Annotated in this window: 19 protein-coding genes and 2 pseudogenes; 19 read left to right on the top strand and 2 right to left on the bottom strand. The window is 38.4% G+C overall.

The features are described from left to right. Window positions 1–115: 115 nt before the first annotated feature. Window positions 116–1,918, top strand: coding sequence for a glutamine--fructose-6-phosphate transaminase (isomerizing) (glmS, locus tag CW370_RS18075; protein WP_015252962.1), 1,803 nt, complete (start codon window positions 116–118; stop codon window positions 1,916–1,918). 46 nt (window positions 1,919–1,964) lie between these two features. Beyond that, window positions 1,965–2,105, top strand: coding sequence for a hypothetical protein (locus CW370_RS21360; protein WP_124060157.1), 141 nt, complete (start codon window positions 1,965–1,967; stop codon window positions 2,103–2,105). A gap of 242 nt (window positions 2,106–2,347) precedes the next feature. Here CW370_RS21360 and alkA read toward each other — a convergent pair whose 3' ends face one another. Then, the gene (alkA, locus tag CW370_RS18065; RefSeq protein ID WP_017694948.1) at window positions 2,348–3,259 is read right to left on the bottom strand and encodes a DNA-3-methyladenine glycosidase II; all 912 of its coding nucleotides are present in this window, start codon (window positions 3,257–3,259) and stop codon (window positions 2,348–2,350) included. A gap of 272 nt (window positions 3,260–3,531) precedes the next feature. Here alkA and adaA point away from each other — a divergent pair, with 272 nt between their 5' ends. The 17 genes and pseudogenes from adaA to CW370_RS17975 all read left to right on the top strand — a co-directional run bounded on the left by adaA (window position 3,532) and on the right by CW370_RS17975 (window position 20,784). Beyond that, entirely contained in the window at window positions 3,532–4,167 is a 636-nt protein-coding gene (gene adaA, locus CW370_RS18060; protein ID WP_017694949.1) for a bifunctional transcriptional activator/DNA repair enzyme AdaA, read from the top strand. Further along, window positions 4,154–4,693: a methylated-DNA--[protein]-cysteine S-methyltransferase gene (gene adaB, locus CW370_RS18055; RefSeq protein WP_017694950.1), complete on the top strand. Its 540-nt coding sequence runs from the start codon at window positions 4,154–4,156 to the stop codon at window positions 4,691–4,693. The genes adaA and adaB overlap by 14 nt, the downstream gene beginning before the upstream one ends. Before the next feature lie 517 nt (window positions 4,694–5,210). Beyond that, a complete protein-coding gene (locus tag CW370_RS18050) occupies window positions 5,211–6,728 on the top strand; it encodes an NADH dehydrogenase subunit 5 (protein WP_101169890.1) in 1,518 nt (505 codons plus the stop codon). Between the two features lie 14 nt (window positions 6,729–6,742). Next, on the top strand, window positions 6,743–9,358 hold the full coding sequence (locus tag CW370_RS18045; RefSeq protein ID WP_024572809.1) for a DUF2309 domain-containing protein: 2,616 nt from the start codon (window positions 6,743–6,745) through the stop codon (window positions 9,356–9,358). A 76-nt stretch (window positions 9,359–9,434) separates the two neighbouring features. Next, window positions 9,435–9,965 (top strand): carbonic anhydrase, encoded by a 531-nt coding sequence (locus CW370_RS18040; protein WP_024572810.1) that lies wholly within the window; start codon window positions 9,435–9,437, stop codon window positions 9,963–9,965. 60 nt (window positions 9,966–10,025) lie between these two features. Next, window positions 10,026–10,316 carry a DUF6407 family protein gene (locus tag CW370_RS18035; RefSeq protein WP_014475635.1) on the top strand — a complete coding sequence of 97 codons (291 nt, stop codon included), beginning with the start codon at window positions 10,026–10,028 and terminating at the stop codon, window positions 10,314–10,316. Between the two features lie 57 nt (window positions 10,317–10,373). Beyond that, a complete protein-coding gene (locus tag CW370_RS18030) occupies window positions 10,374–10,736 on the top strand; it encodes a DUF2294 domain-containing protein (protein ID WP_015715144.1) in 363 nt (120 codons plus the stop codon). 475 nt (window positions 10,737–11,211) lie between these two features. Beyond that, entirely contained in the window at window positions 11,212–11,514 is a 303-nt protein-coding gene (locus CW370_RS18025; RefSeq protein ID WP_003234907.1) for an ArsR/SmtB family transcription factor, read from the top strand. Window positions 11,515–11,640: 126 nt separating this feature from the next. After that, window positions 11,641–12,813, top strand: a complete 1,173-nt coding sequence (locus CW370_RS18020; RefSeq protein ID WP_024572811.1) for an MFS transporter — start codon at window positions 11,641–11,643, stop codon at window positions 12,811–12,813. Between the two features lie 120 nt (window positions 12,814–12,933). Beyond that, window positions 12,934–13,328: pseudogene (locus CW370_RS18015) on the top strand (glutamine--fructose-6-phosphate transaminase (isomerizing)); the annotation flags it as partial. A 327-nt stretch (window positions 13,329–13,655) separates the two neighbouring features. Beyond that, window positions 13,656–15,431: an ATP-dependent nuclease gene (locus CW370_RS18005; RefSeq protein WP_024571607.1), complete on the top strand. Its 1,776-nt coding sequence runs from the start codon at window positions 13,656–13,658 to the stop codon at window positions 15,429–15,431. Then, a complete protein-coding gene (locus CW370_RS18000; RefSeq protein ID WP_024571606.1) occupies window positions 15,421–16,938 on the top strand; it encodes a UvrD-helicase domain-containing protein in 1,518 nt (505 codons plus the stop codon). The genes CW370_RS18005 and CW370_RS18000 overlap by 11 nt, the downstream gene beginning before the upstream one ends. A 174-nt stretch (window positions 16,939–17,112) precedes the next feature. Beyond that, window positions 17,113–17,522 (top strand): annotated as a pseudogene (locus CW370_RS17995) (HEAT repeat domain-containing protein); the annotation flags it as partial. Window positions 17,523–17,828: 306 nt separating this feature from the next. Next, window positions 17,829–18,806 (top strand): alpha/beta hydrolase, encoded by a 978-nt coding sequence (locus CW370_RS17990; protein ID WP_024571605.1) that lies wholly within the window; start codon window positions 17,829–17,831, stop codon window positions 18,804–18,806. Window position 18,807: 1 nt separating this feature from the next. Then, window positions 18,808–19,479, top strand: coding sequence for a two-component system response regulator YbdJ (ybdJ, locus tag CW370_RS17985; protein WP_015382624.1), 672 nt, complete (start codon window positions 18,808–18,810; stop codon window positions 19,477–19,479). Continuing rightward, window positions 19,476–20,462, top strand: a complete 987-nt coding sequence (gene ybdK / locus CW370_RS17980; RefSeq protein WP_199878755.1) for a two-component system sensor histidine kinase YbdK — start codon at window positions 19,476–19,478, stop codon at window positions 20,460–20,462. Before ybdJ ends, ybdK begins: the two co-directional genes overlap by 4 nt. A 58-nt stretch (window positions 20,463–20,520) precedes the next feature. Beyond that, window positions 20,521–20,784, top strand: coding sequence for a hypothetical protein (locus CW370_RS17975; protein ID WP_024571603.1), 264 nt, complete (start codon window positions 20,521–20,523; stop codon window positions 20,782–20,784). On the opposite strand, the gene CW370_RS17970 is transcribed toward CW370_RS17975, so the two are convergent. Further along, window positions 20,769–21,536 (bottom strand): serine/threonine protein kinase, encoded by a 768-nt coding sequence (locus CW370_RS17970; protein WP_101169889.1) that lies wholly within the window; start codon window positions 21,534–21,536, stop codon window positions 20,769–20,771. The genes CW370_RS17975 and CW370_RS17970 overlap by 16 nt on opposite strands. Between the last annotated feature and the right edge of the window lie 71 nt (window positions 21,537–21,607).

Genomic DNA, 21,607 nt, shown 5'->3' with positions numbered 1-21,607 from the left:
TGAACAAAGAGAAATCACATGATCTTCCAAAAAACATGTAGGAGGGGACGATTGAAAGTCCCCTTGAAATTTGACTTTCTTCGTCTCCTTTTACAATCTTAGGAGGAAGAAAAATATGTGTGGAATCGTAGGTTATATCGGTCAGCTTGATGCGAAGGAAATTTTATTAAAAGGGTTAGAGAAGCTTGAGTATCGCGGTTATGACTCTGCTGGTATTGCTGTTGCCAACGAACAGGGAATCCATGTGTTCAAAGAAAAAGGACGCATTGCAGATCTTCGTGAAGTTGTGGATGCCAATGTAGAGGCGAAAGCCGGAATTGGGCATACTCGCTGGGCTACACACGGCGAACCAAGCTATCTGAACGCTCACCCGCATCAAAGCGCACTGGGCCGCTTTACACTTGTTCATAACGGCGTGATCGAGAACTATGTTCAGCTGAAGCAAGAGTATTTGCAAGATGTAGAGCTCAAAAGTGACACCGATACAGAAGTAGTCGTTCAAGTAATCGAGCAATTCGTCAATGGAGGACTTGAGACAGAAGAAGCGTTCCGTAAAACACTTACACTGTTAAAAGGCTCTTATGCAATTGCTTTATTCGATAACGACAACAGAGAAACGATTTTTGTAGCGAAAAACAAAAGCCCTCTATTAGTAGGTCTTGGAGATACATTCAACGTTGTAGCATCTGATGCAATGGCGATGCTTCAAGTAACCAACGAATATGTTGAGCTGATGGATAAAGAAATGGTTATCGTCACTGATGACCAAGTTGTCATCAAAAACCTTGATGGTGACGTGATTACACGTGCGTCTTATATTGCTGAGCTTGATGCCAGTGATATCGAAAAAGGCACGTACCCTCACTACATGTTGAAAGAAACGGATGAGCAGCCTGTTGTTATGCGCAAAATCATCCAAACGTATCAAGATGAAAACGGCAAGCTGTCTGTGCCTGGTGATATCGCTGCCGCTGTAGCGGAAGCGGACCGCATCTATATCATTGGCTGCGGAACAAGCTACCATGCAGGACTTGTCGGTAAACAATATATTGAAATGTGGGCAAACGTGCCGGTTGAAGTGCATGTAGCGAGTGAATTCTCCTACAACATGCCGCTTCTGTCTAAGAAACCGCTCTTCATTTTCCTTTCTCAAAGCGGAGAAACAGCAGACAGCCGCGCGGTTCTCGTTCAAGTCAAAGCACTCGGACACAAAGCCCTAACAATCACAAACGTACCTGGATCAACGCTTTCTCGTGAAGCTGACTATACATTGCTGCTTCATGCAGGCCCTGAGATCGCTGTTGCGTCAACGAAAGCATACACTGCACAAATTGCAGTTCTTGCGGTTCTTGCTTCTGTGGCTGCTGACAAAAACGGCATCGATATCGGATTTGACCTCGTCAAAGAACTCGGTATCGCTGCAAACGCAATGGAAGCTCTATGCGACCAGAAAGACGAAATGGAAATGATCGCCCGTGAATACCTGACTGTATCCAGAAACGCTTTCTTCATCGGACGCGGCCTTGACTACTTCGTATGTGTCGAAGGCGCACTGAAGCTGAAAGAGATTTCTTACATCCAGGCAGAAGGTTTTGCCGGCGGTGAGCTAAAGCACGGAACGATTGCCTTGATCGAACAAGGAACACCAGTATTCGCACTGGCAACTCAAGAGCACGTAAACCTAAGCATCCGCGGAAACGTCAAAGAAGTTGCCGCTCGCGGAGCAAACACATGCATCATCTCACTAAAAGGCCTAGACGATGCGGATGACAGATTCGTACTGCCGGAAGTAAACCCAGCGCTTGCTCCGTTGGTATCTGTTGTTCCATTGCAGCTGATCGCTTACTATGCTGCACTGCATCGCGGCTGTGATGTTGATAAACCGCGTAACCTTGCGAAGAGTGTTACTGTGGAGTAATAAATGTTTAACCCCTTTGGATAAGATTGTCTAAAGGGGTGTTTTTATGTCCAAAAGAGAAAGAACGTCTACAGTGGAAAAATGGATTAAAGAAGGTAATGGTACAGGACCCGACTATCGATCGGCCATGGCTATAGATTTAAGATGTTTCCTCATAAGGCCAGTTAACGAGCTTAAAAGGCTTTAAAACTAGTGACTGCATGAATTTTTCAGTGGAGCGAAATTGCTTTTACTTTCACCTGAATTTTCTTATGTAATAGCAGACCGGAGAGCCTATTGTAATGACAACAGATTTTTTATGACATTTAATAAGGGGCGAGAAATTCATGACATTAAAATGAAAGATGAAAAGAGAATGTACTTGTGGGCCTTAGGTTTTAAAATTCATTCTTTTGTTATTGAGTACATTCCGGTTTAAGTTGAAATGATTCAGTAAAGAACACGCCATAAATAAAAGGTAGCGTATGATTGCCATTCTTTCCATGGAACCGATATTTCTAAGATTTCATCTTTCGTAGGCTTTCGGTTCATATTACGTAATATTTTTATCGAATGAATAAGACCCACATCATCGATTGGAAAAGCCGTCGGGAACCTAAGGCAGCGCATTAGAACATAATTGGCTGTCCAAGGACCGATTCCTCGTATTTTAATTAAGTTTTTTTCAGCATCTTTAAAGTTCATTTTCATTAATTTTTCCCTCGATAATTCTCCACTTGCCATTAATCTGGCTATTCCAATGATATATTCACTTTTTTTTACCGTCATTTTAATATCTGCCAGGTCGGTAGGGGTTAACCGTGCAATTCGTTCGTACGGTGGGAACACCCAATACTTTTTACCATTCCATTCAATAGAATCGCCAAATGCTTCTACAAATTGCTTCTTTAAGGAGTACGCGAAGGCTAAGTTAATTTGTTGTCCTAAAACTCCCCAACATAAAGCTTCAAATAAATCGGGAATGCCGATAACTCGCAACCCATAAAATTTTCGGGCAGGCATTTTAAGTAATGGATCTGCTTTTGCCATTTCATAAAATGGTGTTAAATCGTTATCAAGATCAAACCATTCATGAATATATTTTACAATCTCTTCCCGTTTCCACTGCTCAACAGGTCTAGAATCGTTTAGGAATTGAACAACCATTTGTTTATTATTGATTACGCTTACCTGTACTAAGGACCGAATTTCCCCAATGGCCATAACTTTTGTAATGATATTGTTCTCTATTTCATACATGCATTCATTTTTTTCCCTGGTTAGATAGCCTAGGTTCGCATTCATGTCGAAAATTTCAGGTAATGTAATGACAATAACATCATTGACTTCATGCCATGTCACTTTTTCATTCTCCTTATCTTAAATAATTATAAGAAAACTCACGCTGGTTGAAATTAGTTTATCACATAATCATCTTTACTCATTTTGTTATCTTGCTATTACATTCTAACCACCTTATTTTTTTCTATTTATGAGGTTATAGTGTAGTTATCAAGAATGCTAAACGGGAGTAGATAAAAATGGCCCAAGATATAAAAAACGCGTGTCGAAAATTTAAATTGGGATTCAATTCAAACTGAATTAGATGAGCATTGTAAGGAGAGGTGAGATAAATGCCGGATAGTATCAATAACGGACATAAAGAGAGCCATGAGCATAGAATTTCGAATGATGTAGAAATGATAACAGATGAAAAGTGGCAAGCAATTATAAATAATGATGCAGCGTACAATAATCAATTTTTCTACGCTGTAAAATCGACAGGGATATTCTGTAAACCATCCTGTAAATCTCGCGTTCCGAAAAAAGAAAATGTATGTATTTTTCCAAACGCAGAACAAGCTCTCCGCGCAAATTTTCGCCCTTGTAAACGTTGCAAGCCCACTAATGAAAAAATGCCTGATAGCGAGTGGGTTGATCTAATTACTGAATACATTGATAAAAATTTCACAGAAAAATTAACGCTAGAATCGTTAGCGGATATTTGTCATGGGAGTCCGTATCATATGCATCGAACATTTAAAAAGATTAAAGGCATTACGCTGGTTGAGTATATACAACAAGTTAGAGTACACGCGGCTAAAAAGTATTTGATTCAGACAAATAAATCGATTGGAGATATCGCTATATGTGTGGGTATAGCTAACGCGCCTTATTTTATTACTTTATTTAAAAAGAAAACTGGACAGACACCAGCACAATTTCGTCAAATGAGTAAAATGGAGGAAACGTACAATGGAAACAAATAAACCAACCCTTTATTGGTCTTTACTAATGTTCAAGGAGTGGAATTTTTATATTGCTTCAACTTTAAAGGGGCTTGTGTTTGTAGGTTCACAGAACAAACCAATCGAGGAATTGTTCGAATGGGCTAGGAAACGCTTTCCGGGAAGTCTTCTTGTTGAAGATGATGATAAGCTTGAACCCTATGCCGTTGAAATCACTCAATATCTAGAAGGAAAGCGGAAAAACTTTACTGTTCCAGTTGAGTACGCCGGTACGCAATTTCAGCTAGCAGTCTGGAATGCACTTTGTGAAATTCCTTATGGACAGACGAAATCCTATTCCGACATTGCAAATGAAATAAATAAACCAGCAGCTGTTCGTGCTGTAGGTGCAGCTATTGGGGCTAATCCGGTATTAATTACTGTACCGTGCCATCGTGTAATAGGAAAGAATGGCTCATTAACTGGTTATCGGGGCGGATTCGAAATGAAGACACTGCTCCTCGATCTGGAAAAGCGAGCTTCATCTGAAATGGATGTTCCTCATTGAAAGTGAATCATCTATATGGGTTGGATTATTTTAGAGGAAAGTAAAGACCAGTTTACTGATAAACTTGACAACTTTTAAAATTTAGCATATCTTATACGTAACTTAATAATCGATGCAGATGTTTATTTTTCCTTTTAAAATATGTAGGCCTTTAGCATTCTTTTCATATTTAATTTTAAATATTGATAGGATGAAAAAGTATCCTAATAAAAAAGGAAGAGAACATGAGTCGATTTATTTGATAATCAGGACTATATTAAAGGAAATGAAAACATAGCATAAAGTAAAGACCAATAATAAGGTAGCACTTCAAAAAACTTCGCTGAAGTTAGTTGAAGTGAAGCCGACAATTTTCAGGATTCAATGATCTAACATAATCATTGAAATTTTGAAGTTGTCGGCTTTTTTGTTGGAAAAAAATAGAGATAAATAAAAATTGAAATAAATAATAGACAAATATGATCTGATTGAAAGGTCTTTTGAACAATAATGAGTTTTAAAAAAGGGAGAATTTAGAATGTTAGTTTCGCTGAGTTTGTCATCATTATTAACATTATTTTTTATTATGCTTATGGCTTCTGGGATAAGTGGACTATTGTTTTTACATCCGCGAGTACCCTTGAGTTTTGTTCGCATTCATATTGGGATCTTGGCTTTACCACTTTTGGTTTCCTTACTGATTCTTGCCAATAGTGGTGTGAGTGGAAATGTTGGCCCTTGGCACTTAGATTCCTTAGCTTGTTTAATGACTTTCTTTGTTCTTGCAATTGGATTCATCATTCAGCGTTTTTCTGTACGTTACTTAATGGGGGATCGATCTTATCGAAAATATTTTACGCTTTTTACTTTCACAACAGGTGCTGCTTCAATGACATGGTTAAGTGGCGATCTCCGCTTGATGGTTCTATTTTGGGGAGCAACTCTTGTTGGTTTAACCTTACTTATTAGGTTAAACAGTGCTTGGCAAGTGGCTAGTGAAGCAGCCAAGGTTTCTGGCCGCTTATTTTTGTTAAGTTGGTTTTCTTTGTTTTTTGCGATGATGTGGCTTTTTCATGCCACAGGTCAATGGCAGTTATCATTGGTTGTAACAAATGAAAGTTTAGCTGGGCTGGGAGAATGGGAGAGAACAGGGATTCAGCTATTGATTGTACTGGCGGTGATCATTCCTGCAGCTCAATGGCCATTCCAAAGATGGTTGGTTGAGTCTATTGTTGCTCCAACCCCTGTTTCTGCAATTATGCATGCAGGTTTAGTAAATGCTGGAGGAATAATACTAACTCGATTTTCACCTCTATTTCATGGTGGTATCGCTTCGATTATCTTACTTCTGCTTGCTGGCATTTCTGTATTGATTGGAACTGGAATTAGTTTAGTCCAGGTTGATTATAAACGCCAGTTAGTAGGCTCCACGATTGGACAAATGGGGTTTATGCTCATTCAGTGTGCATTAGGCGCCTATATAGCAGCCATTATTCATCTTATTTTACATGGTTTATTCAAGGCTACGTTGTTTCTACAAGCTGGTTCAGCAGTAGGGCGTCATGAAGTATCGGCTCGTACTAATGAAAGAACATCCTATTTATGGGTCATGGCTGGTCGGATTTTATCCTTAGTTATAGGCGTTGCTTTTTGGCTCGCTGCTCCTGGAGAGGGATATCAATTCATTAGTGCTCTGATCTTAGGGTGGTCATTGTCCGTTTCTTGGACTCAGCTTGTCGCTTTTGGAGAGGGCCGAATTGGCCGAATTGCCGGCTTAACTGTTTTAGGAGGAGCAGCCCTCGTATATTTTATCATTCATAACCTTTTCTATAAGTGGCTGCATACAACCATTTTTCAAAGTGTTCAACCTCCAATGTCAGCTGTCATGATTGTCGTATGTCTCTTACTATTTGGCAGTGCTTTAGGTACGTGGGTTGCTCGTCATCGTTCTTCCGTTTTTTTCGCGGTACTCTATCTTTGGTTAGTCCGATTAGGTGAAGCAAAACCAAAGTCAGTAGAGAGTCACCCAGACTACCTTAAACAATATATTTCATAAGGAGCTAATCTGAGATGGGCATTACATCCGTATTAACGAAAGATAATGTAAAAAAGATAGATACAGATATTGATGTTCAAGAAAGGGATCTTAACGTTTTCATTACATCTGCCAGCCGAGTGATTGCGCCACTTTGGCCTATTTCTACATTTGCTGCACGTAATCCGTGGATGGGACTTGAAAACCAACCTTTTGATCAGGTTGCAAGTTGGTTGAAAAACACTCGCGATGTTGATATATACCCTAGTGCGTCTATGATCCGTTCAGCAAAGAATAAAGGTGAGATTGATGTAGATTTTGTGGAAATGGGGCTGCAGCGTTGGCTTGATTCACATTCCTATCACATCCCACGGGACGTAGCAGAGCGATTTTGTCATGCTGCATTAAAGTTAGATCCCCTGCCTTCCGACCTTTTATCATCACATGAGCTGGAGAAATTAGTAGGTGAATGTAGTGGATTGGATCATATCGAGAATGTGTTTATGCAGCCACTAAGTTCGTATATAGAGAATCAAGATGGTGAAAGGCTAGTCAATATACTAGATCATCATGTCATTAAGTGGAGTAAATTATATCTTGATGACTCTCAAGCAGGCTGGACAATGCCTAATCGTGAGGAAGGTTTCTATCGTGCTTGGCAGCATCTCATTCAATATGATCCAGCACTTAGCAAAAAGCAGCGAGAAAGGGTAAAGGATTGGCCGAAAGAGGCACATTTGGCTTTACAGGAAGCCTTATTCGCACTAGAAATCCCAGAGTCAGAAATCCAGACTTATCTTGAAGGTCATTTACTTTCATTACCTGGATGGGCAGGGATGATGCTTTGGCGCTCCCAGCAATCGAGCCACGAACATGCACTCCTAACAGAATATTTAGCGGTTCGAATATCCATGGAGTGGGCTCTTATAAAGCCATACTTACCTTTGACTAATGAACGATCTAAGAAAAAAATTTCAATTGCTCCCCTTATAGCAGCTTGGATTCATTGGGGTGGGCTTACATTAGAAGAATGGTCACAGATGACGGCCATTGAACAAAACGAATATTTATCATTTGCCTACAGCTTTGATGAGAAACTTCGCAAGAAACTTTGGTTAGAAGCTTGGGAACAAACGTACACTGATCGATTAAGCCAGAAGATCATCTCGAAACAACGTGAAACCGGCGGTAAAAAATCTGCATTAGCTCAATTAGCATTCTGCATCGATGTACGATCAGAACCTTTTCGTCGTCAACTAGAAAAAGAAGGCCCGTTTGAAACGATTGGTATTGCTGGTTTCTTCGGGGTGCCGATTGCAACTTGTGAACTTGGCAGTAAACACAGTCATGCTTCCTTACCGATCATACAAAAACCGCAAAATAAAATAAAAGAGTTCGCAGATGAGGATGTATTCAAAAAATACAATCAACGGAAGCAAGCAATTCATTCTTTAAGCCATACCTTTAAAACGATGAAGCAGAATGCGCTTTCGAGCTTACTACTGCCTGAGCTAAGCGGACCTTGGTTTACTCTGCAAATGGCAGCCCGTAGCTTTGTGCCAAGAAAGGCGGGTCGTTTCATTCGTAATCTCCGTGAGGCTTGGTTGCGCAAACCTGATACAAAACTCTCGCTTCATCATGATGCTACAGAAGCAGAAATACCTGTGGGTTTTACTGATGAAGAAAAAGTGAACTATGCTCGCCAAGCATTAAAAATGATGGGGTTAACAGAGAACATCGCACCATTGGTCGTGATTTGCGGGCATGGCAGTCAAAGCACTAATAATCCTTATTCTGCAGCCCTTGATTGTGGTGCCTGCGGTGGAGCGGCCGGTGGATTTAATGCAAGAGTTTTAGCTGCTTTATGTAATCTATCAGAGGTACGAGAAGCTCTTTTAACTGAAGGAATAAAAATCCCTGAGGATACGGTTTTTGCAGCGGCTGAACATAATACAACGGTGGATGAATTACATTGGCTTTATGTACCAGAGCTTTCCGAAGCTGCACAAGAAGCATTTGAACAAATTGAAGCTGTTATGCCGAAAGTGAGACATCATGTAAACGCAGAACGTCTAGCCCAATTACCGAATTTCCAATCGAAGCTAAAAAATCCGAAGGCTGAGGCAAACCGATTTGCGGAAGATTGGAGTGAGATACGTCCGGAATGGGGACTGGCTCGTAATGCCGCTTTTATTATCGGTAAACGTGAACTAACTCAGGATTGTGATTTGGAAGGCAGAGCCTTTCTCCATAATTATGATTGGAAGCAGGATGAAAGCGGTGAACTCCTAGCAAATATTATTGCAGGACCTGGAACTGTAGCCCAATGGATTAATTTACAATATTACGCATCAACGGTAGCGCCTCATTATTATGGCAGCGGAAATAAAGCAACTCAAACCGTTACTGCAGGTCTCGGCGTTATGCAGGGGAATGCAAGCGATTTGTTAGCCGGACTGCCTTGGCAATCCGTCATGGAATCAGATCACGAGGCCTATCATTCTCCTCTTCGTTTATTGATACTCATCCAAGCACCTAGAGAATATGTAGAACGGTTATTAAATAATGATTCAGCATTTCTGCAAAAAGTTCAAAATGGATGGGTCCGACTGGCTAGTCTTGATCCAGAAGGATGTTGGGAAAGCTGGTAATGATGAATCTAAGCATTTATCAAATGGATTTGTTACTCAATACAAAAATGATAAACATAAGGAAGAGGTGTGCTGTATGAATGTAAACCAAAATAAAAAAGTATTATTTTTGACGGATATTGAAAACGGTTTGGAGCCTATTTTACAAGAAGCGACTAACACTTCTGCAGAGAATATGTTGACTATACAAAGCTATGGTGCCGGTATTTCACATCCTTATGGAGAAATCATGAGGTCTGTTATTTTTGCGATTTACCAGGAAGATGTTGAGGAGATTTTTGTAGTAGGAACAAAAGATAAGAAGACTTCCGCAGGTAATGGACTAACTCAACTTGAAACAATGAAAGATAAAATACAAACATTGGATTATCTCTTTCAAAATTGCAAGCCTGAATTTTTAGGTGGTACGGTCGATGAATGGCTAAATGAAAATAGCAGTGACACCATTGAAAAAAGTGTTGATATGATTCGACATCATCCACTAGTGCCGTCACATGTTAAAGTTCGAGGTTTACTCGTTAATCATAAGGATGGAAAACCCTCAATTATGGAGGGTCCTGATGTTAAAACAGGTCAAGCCATACCTGATCATTGCTTGTCACGATGAAATACAGGTTCAACTTCTAAACGCACCTATATATGGAGAAAGCAGTTCTAAGGAGATTGTATGAGCGCTAATTTAACTGATTTTGTCACGAAAACAATAGAGGAAATGAACTCGTTTGATCGTGAAAATATGGAATGTATGAAAAAACTAATTAGAAAAGCAATTGATTTTTATCATCTAAAGTCTTATGAAGAAGTTGAGGAAACCCATTCAGGAAATGTTCGATTTTTGCATGTCCACTCTATGATGGAAGAAAATATGTTATCCAAAATGATAGTGGTCACAAGAAACGGTAAAACTGATTTGGATATTGAAGGTGTATATGAAGGATATGTTGTAAGAGAATATTAATGAGACGAAATCACAAATAGAATATGCCAATTTTTTTGCTCAGGAGATGTATTAGATATGAAAAAGTCTAAGGGTTCTATTGAATCAGAGATCAGTAAGTCCATCACTCAATGGGAGAAGGATTATCTTGGACGGGGGTCTGTATCTGTTAAGACTGATATACTGCGGGACATGATCATCGTCAATTTAAAAGGGATTTTAACACCAGCCGAATATGTAGTTTGTGGATCAAAAGAGGGTATGTTATCTATCAAACAAACTCGTTCGGAGTTAGTCGAATCAGGTATAGAAGGCCTTAAGGATATTATCCTAAAAATAACCGGAGAAAAAGTGAAAAGTTTTCATACTGATTTAAGCTCCCGGACAGGTGAACGAGTGATGGTATTTAAATTATGTAATGATCTAGAGAAAAATCTTTAATGTAAATGTTTTATGATCACTGATATTCAAGCCAGCAGAGGGCTGAAGGCATTCTGGTTATTCATAAGTTGTAATATTTTTTATTCATAACCTAAGCGGACATAAAGAGATGTCAATTCATAGTACACTGACTTGTTATTCCTGTCGAAAGATCTAACATCCGCTGTTGTTATGAGCGGATGTTTTTTTTACATCTATTTTAAATACATGAATTTGATGCTGGTGATTAGTCACTTGAACAATATTAAATTCATTTTAATTGAAAACATCCTTGTCACCTGCTGGGTTCCTCCAAGTGTTTAGTGACATGATTATGAGACCAATTTCGTAAAGCTTGATGATAAATTTAAGCGGTGAACAAAATTGATATGCTGTCTTCAGTTTCATTTCACGGAATTAGTCAGAGATAAACCTTTAATTAAATATATCCAAAAAACGGATTGACATATCGGAATATAACGATATAATAATCGATATGGAACCAATTGAAGTATTCAAAGCCTTATCAAATGAATCAAGGCTGCAAATTTTACAATGGCTGAAGGAGCCCGATCGTCATTTTGCACCCCATGAAGGGATTGATATGAACACAATCGGGGTATGTGTCAGTCAAATAACAGACAAATTGAAAATGACGCAATCGACAGCTTCTCAATATCTTACCATCCTTTTAAGAGCCGGCTTGATTAAGGCGGAGCGTATTGGAAAGTACACATATTACAAAAGAGATGAAGAAGCCATTGGGAAACTTGCTGACTTTCTTAAAACAGAGATATAAAAATAAACATCAAAAGATGTTTATTTTTACACCATACATATCGACATATTACGATGTGTTTATTTTTTATAATAACATATCGATAATTCGTGATATGTTTATTAATAATTAAGGAGTGAATGTTTTATGTCTAACACTTGGAAAATTTATATTTTAGCCATTGTCAGCTTTTTAGTTGGAACCTCAGAGTACATCATTTCCGGAATTTTGGATCAAATTGCTCATACTCTCGGGATCACTTTAGCTGCCGCGGGCCAGCTTATTACCATTTTCTCACTTGTATATGCTCTTTCTACACCCGTACTTATGGCGTTGACAGCAAGTATGGATAGACGCAAATTGATGATGTATGCCCTAGGTTTGTTTGTGTTCGGTAATGTCCTGGCTTTTGTACTGCCTGGTTATGGATGGTTTATTGCAGCGCGGATCATTATGGCGATGGGAGCAGGTGTGGTGGTTGTCACCGCCTTAACGATTGCCGCTAAAATTGCATCGGAAGGGAAGCAGGGAAGTGCCATCGCTACGGTCGTGATGGGATTTACCGCTTCTTTAATCATTGGTGTTCCGCTTGGAAGAATGATAGCAGTAGCATTAGGCTGGAAGTCTGTATTTGGAGCAATTGCTTTGTTGGGATTGATCGCAATGGTCGTTATTTTCTTTACTCTTCCGCATACTGAAGGGGATAAGCCTGTGCCTTTGCTTCAACAGCTTGCTCTTTTCAAAAAACGGAAAGTGGCTATGGGATTATCAATCACTTTCTTCTGGCTCGGGGGATATTCTGTTGCTTACACTTATTTGTCACCGTATCTCTTGAACATCTCAGGTATAAATGGCAAGCTGCTCAGTGGTGTTTTGCTTATATTTGGAATTGCCAGTTTGGTTGGATCAAAGTTTGGGGGATATAGCACCGATAAATGGGGAGTGTCCTTTACACTCGTTGGCGGGATGACGTTGCATATCGTCACACTGATTCTTCTGTCACTTGTTACTCATTCCTATATCGGAGTGTTGGTGATTCTCATATTATGGTCGTTTGCCGCATGGTCTACCGGTCCGACACAGCAATTTCACCTGGCTACAATAGAACCGGAAATGTCAGGTGTTTTGCTTAGCATGAATCAGTCAATGATGCAATTTGCCATGGCAATCGGCGCAGGTATAGGAGGGGTTTTTGTGGAAAACGTATCATTGGCCTCGATTACCTGGGTTGGTGCGTTAGGGGTTATGATTGCCATTATTGCATCATTAATGATTTTTCATTCACAACCGAAACAGGCGCTAAAGGATATCAATCAATAACACACTGGCTTGTTTTACTTCTTAAAATTCAATAGGATCTAACATCCGCTCGTCAATACAAGCGGGTGTTTTTTTATAAGCTGTTCAAAGTCCGTCCATATGCCTTCCAAGGGAAGACATCGTTCTGTATGTGTCGAAGGCGCACTGAAGCTGAAAGAGATTTCTTAAGGCTTTGCCGGCGGACTGCTGAAGTACGGCACGATTGCCTTGATCGAACAAGGTAATCAGTATTCTCACTGGCAACACAAGAGCATGTAAACCTAAGCATCCGCGGAAACGGCAAGGGAGTTGCCACTCGCGGAGCAAACACTTTATCATCTCACTGAAAGGTCTAGACGATGCGGATAACAGATTCGTATTGTGGAAGTAACCCAGCGCTTGCTTTGTTGGTTTCTGTTGTTCCACTGCGGCTGATCGCTTACTATGATGCGCTGTATCGCGGATTTGATGTTGATAAGCCGCGTAACCTTGCGAAGAGTAAATTTAAAAATAAAAGAATGGAGAATAAATTCTAAAAATGACTTACTTACTGCGTTTGCATCAAATAAATACTGATCGAATGTACAATATAGAGAATTTATTAGAAATCACGAAGAAGTATAGTATCAGCGAGATATGCAAAAAAACAACTTTTTATAATGAAGAAGAGGTCTTTATTTCTACTAGAGACTTTATTTCTCACCCATTATTTAATAAAGGACTGTGGAACAAGCAAATAGTCGTAGTTACAGTTCATTTAACTACGACTATTTTAATTTGTGCAAATTTGGCATATTGGTAATAATTTAGTATGGTATACTGCTATTATATGAGATCAAATATACCTAAAGGAGAGTACTAAGATGAAATTCACAAAGTTATCTATTGAAAATTTTAGAAATTTCGAGAGTGCTACTATCAATATAGATAATAAAAATGTGATTTTCGGTATGAATGATATTGGTAAGACAAACTTTTTGTATGCGTTAAGATTCTTATTTGATCCGGAACTGCGCAGAAATGGTTTTGGGCCTTCGGATTATAACAATCATAATGTAGACAAAAACATATCAATAACTATAACAATTGATCTTAGTGACTTTAATCAAAGTGAAGATACAAAAAAACTTGTTGCCGCAATACACGGTGCACACACCTCGCCTCCGTTAGAAGAGGATTTGTTTTATATCCAACTAAAATCCGAGTTTAATAAAAAAGAGGAATATGGAAATATTGTTCTGTTTTGGGGTAGCGATTACGAAAATTTAGTTGAGATTCCGTCTAGAGGTAATGTTAGTGCTTTTGATAAAGCATTTAAAGTTTTTTACGTTAATCCTTTAGTAAACTTGGACCGCTTATTCAATAAGAACAAAAAACTCTTCTTTGAACAATCAGAAGGACAAAGTGCCGATCAAGATATAATCGATACGATAAAAGGTTTAACTTGTAATGTGAATGATGAAATCGGAAAATTGACTACGATTAAAAAATTCCAAGAAGAAATAACTAAAGAATATAAAACATTAAGAAGAGAAAATGTTAGCGTCGAGTTAAAATCTGAAATGGCGATTAAAGGATTTTTCTCAGATGTAATCCCTTATATCAAGAAAGATGATGACAATGATCGTTATTATCCGACTTCTGGCGATGGTCGGAGGAAGATGCTCTCCTATTCAATTTTTAATTATTTAGCCAAGAATAAATATGAGGACAAGATTATTATATTTTTAATTGAGGAACCTGAGATAAGTTTACATAGATCTATGCAAATATCTCTTTCTAAAAAGCTATTTGAAAACGACACTTATAATTACTTCTTTCTTTCTACGCATTCTCCAGAGATGCTCTATGAAATGAATAATACAAGGCTTATTAGAGTTCATTCTCCAGAGAAAATTAATTGTTGCTCGTATCTATATAACGTAGAGGAACCGTATACAAGTGTTAAGAGAAAGCTAAATAGATCCTTAGCATCCGCATTATTTGCGGAAAGAGTATTATTAGTTGAGGGACCGTCAGAATTAACATTATTTGAAAAGGTACTCTCTATGGTGAAGCCTGATTATGAACTAGAAGGTGGATTTATACTACAAGTTGGCGGTATCTATTTTAAACACTACACAAACGCGCTGAAAGAATTAAATATACATTATATAGTTAAAACTGATAACGATTTAAAGAGGAAGAAAAAAAAGAAAGGAGAATATGAACTAATAGGTCTGAATAGATGCTTATCTCTAATTGATGAGACGAAGTTAGATAATGAATTTATTGATATACCAGAAGGAATGCCAGATAAAGAAGAAAAGATTTTTATCAAAGAAGAAGTTCAACGAAAAAAAGAAGAATTATACTGTAAACATAGTGACATCATAGAAACTCTAAAACAAAATAGCATTTACTTGTCTAGGATAGATTTAGAGAATGACCTATATAAAGTAATAGAAGATAAGATGAAAGAAGTATTTGGTGAAAACCCTGTTAAGCAGTTACAGGATAGCAAATTGTTTAATATGGTAGATTTAGTTATAGAGCTAGATAAACAAGAGTGTGAGGATATATATAATGATGAAAATTTTTATTGTCTCGTAGAATTAACCAATTCTACTAAGCAAGAAGGTGAAGATAATGTTATCTGATAAGGAAATTAGAGAACAAATTTTAAAGGACAATGGAAATGTAATTGTCTCTGCTGGAGCAGGTTCAGGTAAAACCACGTTACTTGTTAAAAAAATTCTTGAAGAGGGAAAGGCAAAAAATAGCCACTATGGTATAGCTGCAATTACGTTCACTAATAAATCTGCTGCTGACATAAAAGAAAAGTTAGGGAGTTATGATCGGTTTAAAAACTTTGTAGGTACTGCTGACTCTTTTGTTGAATCTGAAGTGATAAGACCCTTTATTGTAGATGCATTCGGGAAACATTATTCTGACAATTTTAAGGTAGATTATTATCGAAACAAATTTAGATCTGCAAAAAAGGGTTTAGAGATCTTAAGAAATAAAAATGTCTTAGGCACCTTTGAAAGAGATAGGGATCAGGATAATCATTTTAATAAAATGAACTTTAAATTTCAAGTAGCGGTATTAATATTAGAAAACTCTTTAGCTGCTCGTCAATATATAAAAGCTAAATATCGTAGATTGTATGTTGATGAGTATCAAGATACAGATTTAGATATGAATAAGTTTTACCTGTATTTGAAGGATAAACTAGGGATTAAATTATTTTTTGTGGGTGATTTAAAGCAATCAATATATAAATGGAGAGGTGCAGAACCGGAAAATTTTAGTAATTTACTTTCGGACGATAGTGATTTTAATAAGTATGAACTAACTGTAAATTTTAGATGTGCTCAAGATATCCAAAATTATTCAAAGTTATTTATTGAAAACGAGGTTATTGAAGAAAAAGACGAAATTACTAGTGTTTTAGGAATTTATTCTGATTTTGACTTGCCAGATGTAGTTAACAATATAATGTATAACAAATTGTTAAAGAAAAAGACTTTCGCTATATTAGTACGTAATAATAACCAGGCAAAACAATATAAAGAGGAATTAACGGCATTGGGTAAAGATTTTACATATATACCGCCCAACCCACTTGATGTTACTACTCCAAATGTTGTTTTCTTAAGAGAGCTCGTTAAATATATAAAAAATGAGAATTACTCATTATACGAACTGCAGAATAATATTTATAGGGAATTAAGTAAGGATGAGCGTACCACACTAAAGACAATGGTTGAAAAACTTGAGACCTGTAAAGATAAGGACTCTATTGATGATTGCTTAATAGAGATATATGGACTTCTTGGAATGGGAATCTATGAAGGAGAACTCGATAACTTTTCAAGCGTATTACTTACGGACGAATACGATTCTGCCTTTGACACTCGAGAGAAGTCCTATTATATAATGACTATACATTCTGCAAAGGGATTAGAATTTGATAATGTTTTATATGCTGCGGGGGATCTAAATCTCTGGGAAGATGATTTCTCTAATTTACATTATGTAGCAATTACCCGGGCGATAGAAAAGTTATTTGTCATTATTGATAGTAGAGAGTACGAGAGGGAAGTAAATAAGTTAATTAGAGAAAAAGAAATAGAAAAAATAATGAATGTGATTCAAATATAGAAAGCAACCTTATTTAAGGTTGCTTTTTTAATAGATAGTAGTATAATTCTTCGCTTATCAGGCCCGAATAAATGGTGAAAGCGAGGTTATTACTATGACTCAACCACAGAAATCTATATAAAGGTGTAACTTTTTATATTGTAATAGCTAGATTTACTGCATTGACGGGAAATTGATGCAATACCTGTTTTGGTTGAGGCCTTAAAAGAGGAAGGTTCTTTGCGTAATATCGCGTCTGCCGTTTTAGGTGAGTTTGGGGAAGATGCGGGTGAAGCGGCGGAGGAGCTGGATGTTTATTAAAAAGTCATGCCGAAGATACAAGGATGGCTGCGGCCATTTCACTTATGAGAATCGTGAAGGCCAGTCTGCCCTTTGGCATCAAAATCGCTCAAGAAAGTGAAGGGCAATCATGTTTTTGGGCTTCTTGGTGTATTGCATGGATCGATCCTTCTTACATTGAACCGAAGATGTATGAATGCCTAAAACGCGAGCATGAACACCCTTCAGGAATGGTTGCTCCGTTTGCGGCTGAAGAGGCATTAGGAAAGCTGATTGCTTTTCAGCTTAAAGATAAGGAGGATTGAAAGGATGAACGCTGAACAAATAATAAAAGAATGGCCCTTCATTTGCCCTGGTTGAATCAATCACAGAATGATTTGACATTCTTGTCAGTATGTATGGCAAAAAGGTCCTTCCTATAAGCAGGAAGGTTTTTTTAATCATGAAATATTTTTTTATTAGTGGGCATATTCATCAAATGTTCTGCTATGCTCCAAATGTACACCTTTCCGTAAGGGCAAAGTTAAATGTGAAAATAAAACTGTTCCAAAGTTAATCAGAAATTTATTTTCATATTGTATCCTTTCAGTATCACGTGAAAGGAGCATCATATGAAAACATTAAGGAAAGTCCTAAAAATTGTTTTTGTCAGCTTGGCTGCTTTGGTTTTGCTTGTATGCGTCTCGGTATTTATTTATCACCATTTCCAGCTAAATAAGGAGGCGGCACTCCTTAAAGAAAAAGGCACATTAGTCGAAGTTGATGGTAAAAAGATGAATGTGTATCAAGAGGGAAGCGGGAAGGATACGTTTGTGTTTATGTCTGGTTCGGGGATTGCTGCGCCTGCTTATGAAATGAAGGGGCTGTACAGCAAGTTTTCAAAAGAAAATAAGATTGCTGTTGTAGATCGGGCAGGTTATGGATACAGTGAAGTGTCTCACGATGACAGAGATATTGATACGGTATTGGAACAGACGAGGAAAGCGCTTATGAAAAGCGGAAATAAGCCTCCTTATATTTTAATGCCTCATTCGATATCCGGGATTGAAGCAATGTATTGGGCACAGAAATATCCTAAGGAAATCAAGGCCATTATTGCGATGGATATTGGATTGCCCCAGCAGTACGTCACGTATAAATTGAGCGGAGTTGACCGATTGAAAGTGAGAGGGTTCCACCTGTTAACCTCGATTGGTTTTCATCGATTTATACCTTCCGCTGTATATAATCCTGAGGTGATTCGGCAGTCGTTTTTAACTGATGAAGAAAAAGAAATCTATAAAGCCATTAACTTTAAGCAATTTTTTAATGCAGATATGGAGCATGAGCTTTTGCAGTCTTACCAAAACGGCAGCAAATCTGTGAATCTGCCGGCGCCAAAGGAAACTCCCGTCTTGATTTTAGATGCAGTCTCTGACCAAAATAGACATTCAAAGTATGCTATACAAAACCGAAAAGACTATGAAGCGTTTGCGGCTCAATTCAATACTGCCGATATAAAGGAACTGAGGGGAACACACAGTATTTATTTATATCAGCCTGATCAAATATATAAACTGTCCATGGAGTTTATGAGAAAGGTTCGCTAGGATGAAGGGTTATCATATTTTAATCGTTGAAGACGATGTGATGATTGGTGATTTGCTGCAAAAGATTTTGCAGCGTGAGGGATATCGTGTGATATGGAAAACAGATGGAGCGGATGTGCTTTCGGTGATTCAGAAGGTGGATTTGGTCATTATGGATGTGATGCTGCCGGGTGAAGACGGGTATCAAATGTCTGCAAAAATCAAAGAGCTGGGGCTGGGCATTCCGGTTATTTTTCTCTCGGCCCGCAATGACATGGACAGCAAGCTTCAAGGTTTGCAGATCGGCGAGGATTATATGGTAAAGCCCTTTGATCCGAGAGAGCTGCTATTAAGAATGCGGAATATGCTTGAGCATCATTATGGGACCTTTACGCAAATCAAACATTTGTATATTGATGCGGTAACGAAAAAAGTGTTCAATGAAAGCCTGCATGATGAGGTATTGTTTACTGCGATTGAGCGGAAAATTTTCTTTTATTTATATGAAAATAGAGACAGTATCCTGACAAAGGAACATTTCTTTGAATATCTATGGCAGCTCGAAGATAGAAACCCGAATATTGTCAATGTGCATATTAAAAAAATCAGAGCTAAAATCAATGATCAAGCGGGTGAGATGATTGAAAATATATATGGAGAAGGGTATCGGCTGAATACCGTTGTGAAGAAATGAAGCTCAAGACAAAATATCAGTTGTTATTGTTTACGGCCGTCATTAGTGTTCCGATGCTATTGCTGGCGGTCAGTGTTTTGATGTCTGTGATTTATGACAGCATGTTTAAAACGATGAATCATGGTATGCCCTTTCACAGGTCGTTTGCGTACCCGGCAATGATCGTTGTATTTTTGATATCGCTCTTATTGTTAGCTTTTTTATTTTCAAAGTCGATTCATTCTCTGTTGCATAAAATCAATCTATTAAATCAAACCATTCGGCATTTGGCGAGTGATCAAAGGGTGCCCGATAAAATTGAAGTGAAGCGTGCGGATGAAATCGGGGAACTGATCAAGTCGGTCAATTTGTTAATTGAACGGACGACATATCGTGAACTGGAGCTGAGACAGCAGGAGGAAATCAAAAAGGAGCTTTTGCAAAAACTGCGGCATGACATTAATACACCTTTAACGGCTCTCAGACTGCAGTTATTTTATTTGGAAGACCAATGTCATGGTCAGGCTGTATTCGAATCATTGTATCAGCAAATCGAATATATCTCGGAATTAACCAATGAATTCAATCTATATTCCGCTGAGACGCTGGAAAGCTCTTATATTGTAAATGAAGAAGTGCATCTAAACGAGCTATTAGAAACAGCGGTGAAAAAGTGGGATTATTTATACAGTATGAGTGGGATTGAGCTGCACTATAAGCCGGCAGATCAAGATGTGATATGGATGAGCAACGCGTTATGGCTGGAAAGGCTGTTTGATAATATTTTTCAAAATACGTTAAGGCATTCAAAAGCTAAAAAGATGGAAGTCACGATTGAACATGGCGATGTTTTTATTCGTGATGACGGTATTGGATTTGATCGGAATGAGAGCAGTGAGGGACTTGGGTTAAAGATTATTGAGGATACATGCAGGCTGCTTGCGATTACTTATGAGCTGCATACAAATGATAACGGAACGGGGTTCTTGTTTTCAAAAGAGTGACCCCGCTGATGTTTTTCTTTCTCCTATAAAATTTATATAATAGGGAGAAAGAAATGGGGTGAACAGCATATGTTTAAAAAAATCATCAAAACGATTAAGTACCTCTCAAGCAGTTCTAGTGACCGATATCGCAGACACCGGCATTACAGCAGCAGTCGGCGCAGACATTATCGCAGCTACAGCAGCAGTTCGGGCAAAAGAAGACACTACGACCGTTATGGCGGCAGTCATCGTTACAAACGCCGGAGCTACAGCAGCAGTTAATCCAAAAAAAGTTCTTGTTCCGCTTTTGGGACAAGGGTTTTTTTATGTGACCGATTGAATGGCCCGGTTTAGATCCTCGCGAATGGAAGCGGTGTGCTGATACTCTTCCTCAATGCCCAATAATCTTTTCAGCAGCAAGGTTACTTCCTTTGTCAGTGTTAATTCCTCCAGCCAAGTGCCGTTTTTCTTCTTTTTTCCTTTATATTGAGAGTACAGCAGGAATAACAGCGTTTCTCCGAGATCGAAGAAGTCATCCTGTTTTCGTACCTTTATTTCCTCCATTTCTTCAGGAGTCAATTGTTTGGCAAGGCCGAAATCGATGAGGCAGAGCCTGCCGTCATTGATGATGATATTAGGCGTTCTGATGTCGCTGTGGAAGATAAGGCGATCATGCAGGTATTCTATAATCTCAAGCAGCTGCGAAATCAGTTGTAATGCCATAAGCTCTGTGAACGGCTGTTTTCGAAAAAATAATAATTCTTCTATATTCTCTCCCTCAATGAACTGCATGACATAATAAGCCTGTCCGTCTATGATGAACTCATCTATGAAGCCCGGAATTTGCGGGTGGTGAATGCTTTTGAGAAGTTTTATTTCCTGCTGGAACCGGACTTTTTCTTTTTCCTTTTTCGCTTTTGTCGGCCGAAGCTGTTTTAAGACATAAGGTGTTTGAGTTAGGATATCGGTGCACAAATAAACCAAACCGTAGCCTCCCATACCGAGGCACTCTTCGATTTTGTATTGATTTAAGATAACGCCGTTCTTTAGAGGGCGGTCAAATAGCAGTTTTTTTAGAAGTTTTAATGCCATGTCTGCACTTCCCTTGGTTGTACTGACTATAGTTTACCTTCTAGACTGAGAATAAAAAAGAGCCGGATAAC

It is taken from the genome of Bacillus sp. SN32 (assembly GCF_002837495.1).
Taxonomy (GTDB): domain Bacteria; phylum Bacillota; class Bacilli; order Bacillales; family Bacillaceae; genus Bacillus; species Bacillus subtilis.
This window is presented reverse-complemented; position numbering and strand designations above follow the sequence as displayed.

What these genes read in the sequence shown, in the direction of transcription:
- glmS (WP_015252962.1), top strand. Translation starts at nt 116, where the DNA reads ATGTGTGGAATCGTAGGTTATATCGGTCAGCTTGATGCGAAGGAAATT.
- CW370_RS21360 (WP_124060157.1), top strand. Translation starts at nt 1,965, where the DNA reads ATGTCCAAAAGAGAAAGAACGTCTACAGTGGAAAAATGGATTAAAGAA.
- adaA (WP_017694949.1), top strand. Translation starts at nt 3,532, where the DNA reads ATGCCGGATAGTATCAATAACGGACATAAAGAGAGCCATGAGCATAGA.
- adaB (WP_017694950.1), top strand. Translation starts at nt 4,154, where the DNA reads ATGGAAACAAATAAACCAACCCTTTATTGGTCTTTACTAATGTTCAAG.
- CW370_RS18050 (WP_101169890.1), top strand. Translation starts at nt 5,211, where the DNA reads ATGTTAGTTTCGCTGAGTTTGTCATCATTATTAACATTATTTTTTATT.
- CW370_RS18045 (WP_024572809.1), top strand. Translation starts at nt 6,743, where the DNA reads ATGGGCATTACATCCGTATTAACGAAAGATAATGTAAAAAAGATAGAT.
- CW370_RS18040 (WP_024572810.1), top strand. Translation starts at nt 9,435, where the DNA reads ATGAATGTAAACCAAAATAAAAAAGTATTATTTTTGACGGATATTGAA.
- CW370_RS18035 (WP_014475635.1), top strand. Translation starts at nt 10,026, where the DNA reads ATGAGCGCTAATTTAACTGATTTTGTCACGAAAACAATAGAGGAAATG.
- CW370_RS18030 (WP_015715144.1), top strand. Translation starts at nt 10,374, where the DNA reads ATGAAAAAGTCTAAGGGTTCTATTGAATCAGAGATCAGTAAGTCCATC.
- CW370_RS18025 (WP_003234907.1), top strand. Translation starts at nt 11,212, where the DNA reads ATGGAACCAATTGAAGTATTCAAAGCCTTATCAAATGAATCAAGGCTG.
- CW370_RS18020 (WP_024572811.1), top strand. Translation starts at nt 11,641, where the DNA reads ATGTCTAACACTTGGAAAATTTATATTTTAGCCATTGTCAGCTTTTTA.
- CW370_RS18005 (WP_024571607.1), top strand. Translation starts at nt 13,656, where the DNA reads ATGAAATTCACAAAGTTATCTATTGAAAATTTTAGAAATTTCGAGAGT.
- CW370_RS18000 (WP_024571606.1), top strand. Translation starts at nt 15,421, where the DNA reads ATGTTATCTGATAAGGAAATTAGAGAACAAATTTTAAAGGACAATGGA.
- CW370_RS17990 (WP_024571605.1), top strand. Translation starts at nt 17,829, where the DNA reads ATGAAAACATTAAGGAAAGTCCTAAAAATTGTTTTTGTCAGCTTGGCT.
- ybdJ (WP_015382624.1), top strand. Translation starts at nt 18,808, where the DNA reads ATGAAGGGTTATCATATTTTAATCGTTGAAGACGATGTGATGATTGGT.
- ybdK (WP_199878755.1), top strand. Translation starts at nt 19,476, where the DNA reads ATGAAGCTCAAGACAAAATATCAGTTGTTATTGTTTACGGCCGTCATT.
- CW370_RS17970 (WP_101169889.1), bottom strand. Translation starts at nt 21,536, where the DNA reads ATGGCATTAAAACTTCTAAAAAAACTGCTATTTGACCGCCCTCTAAAG.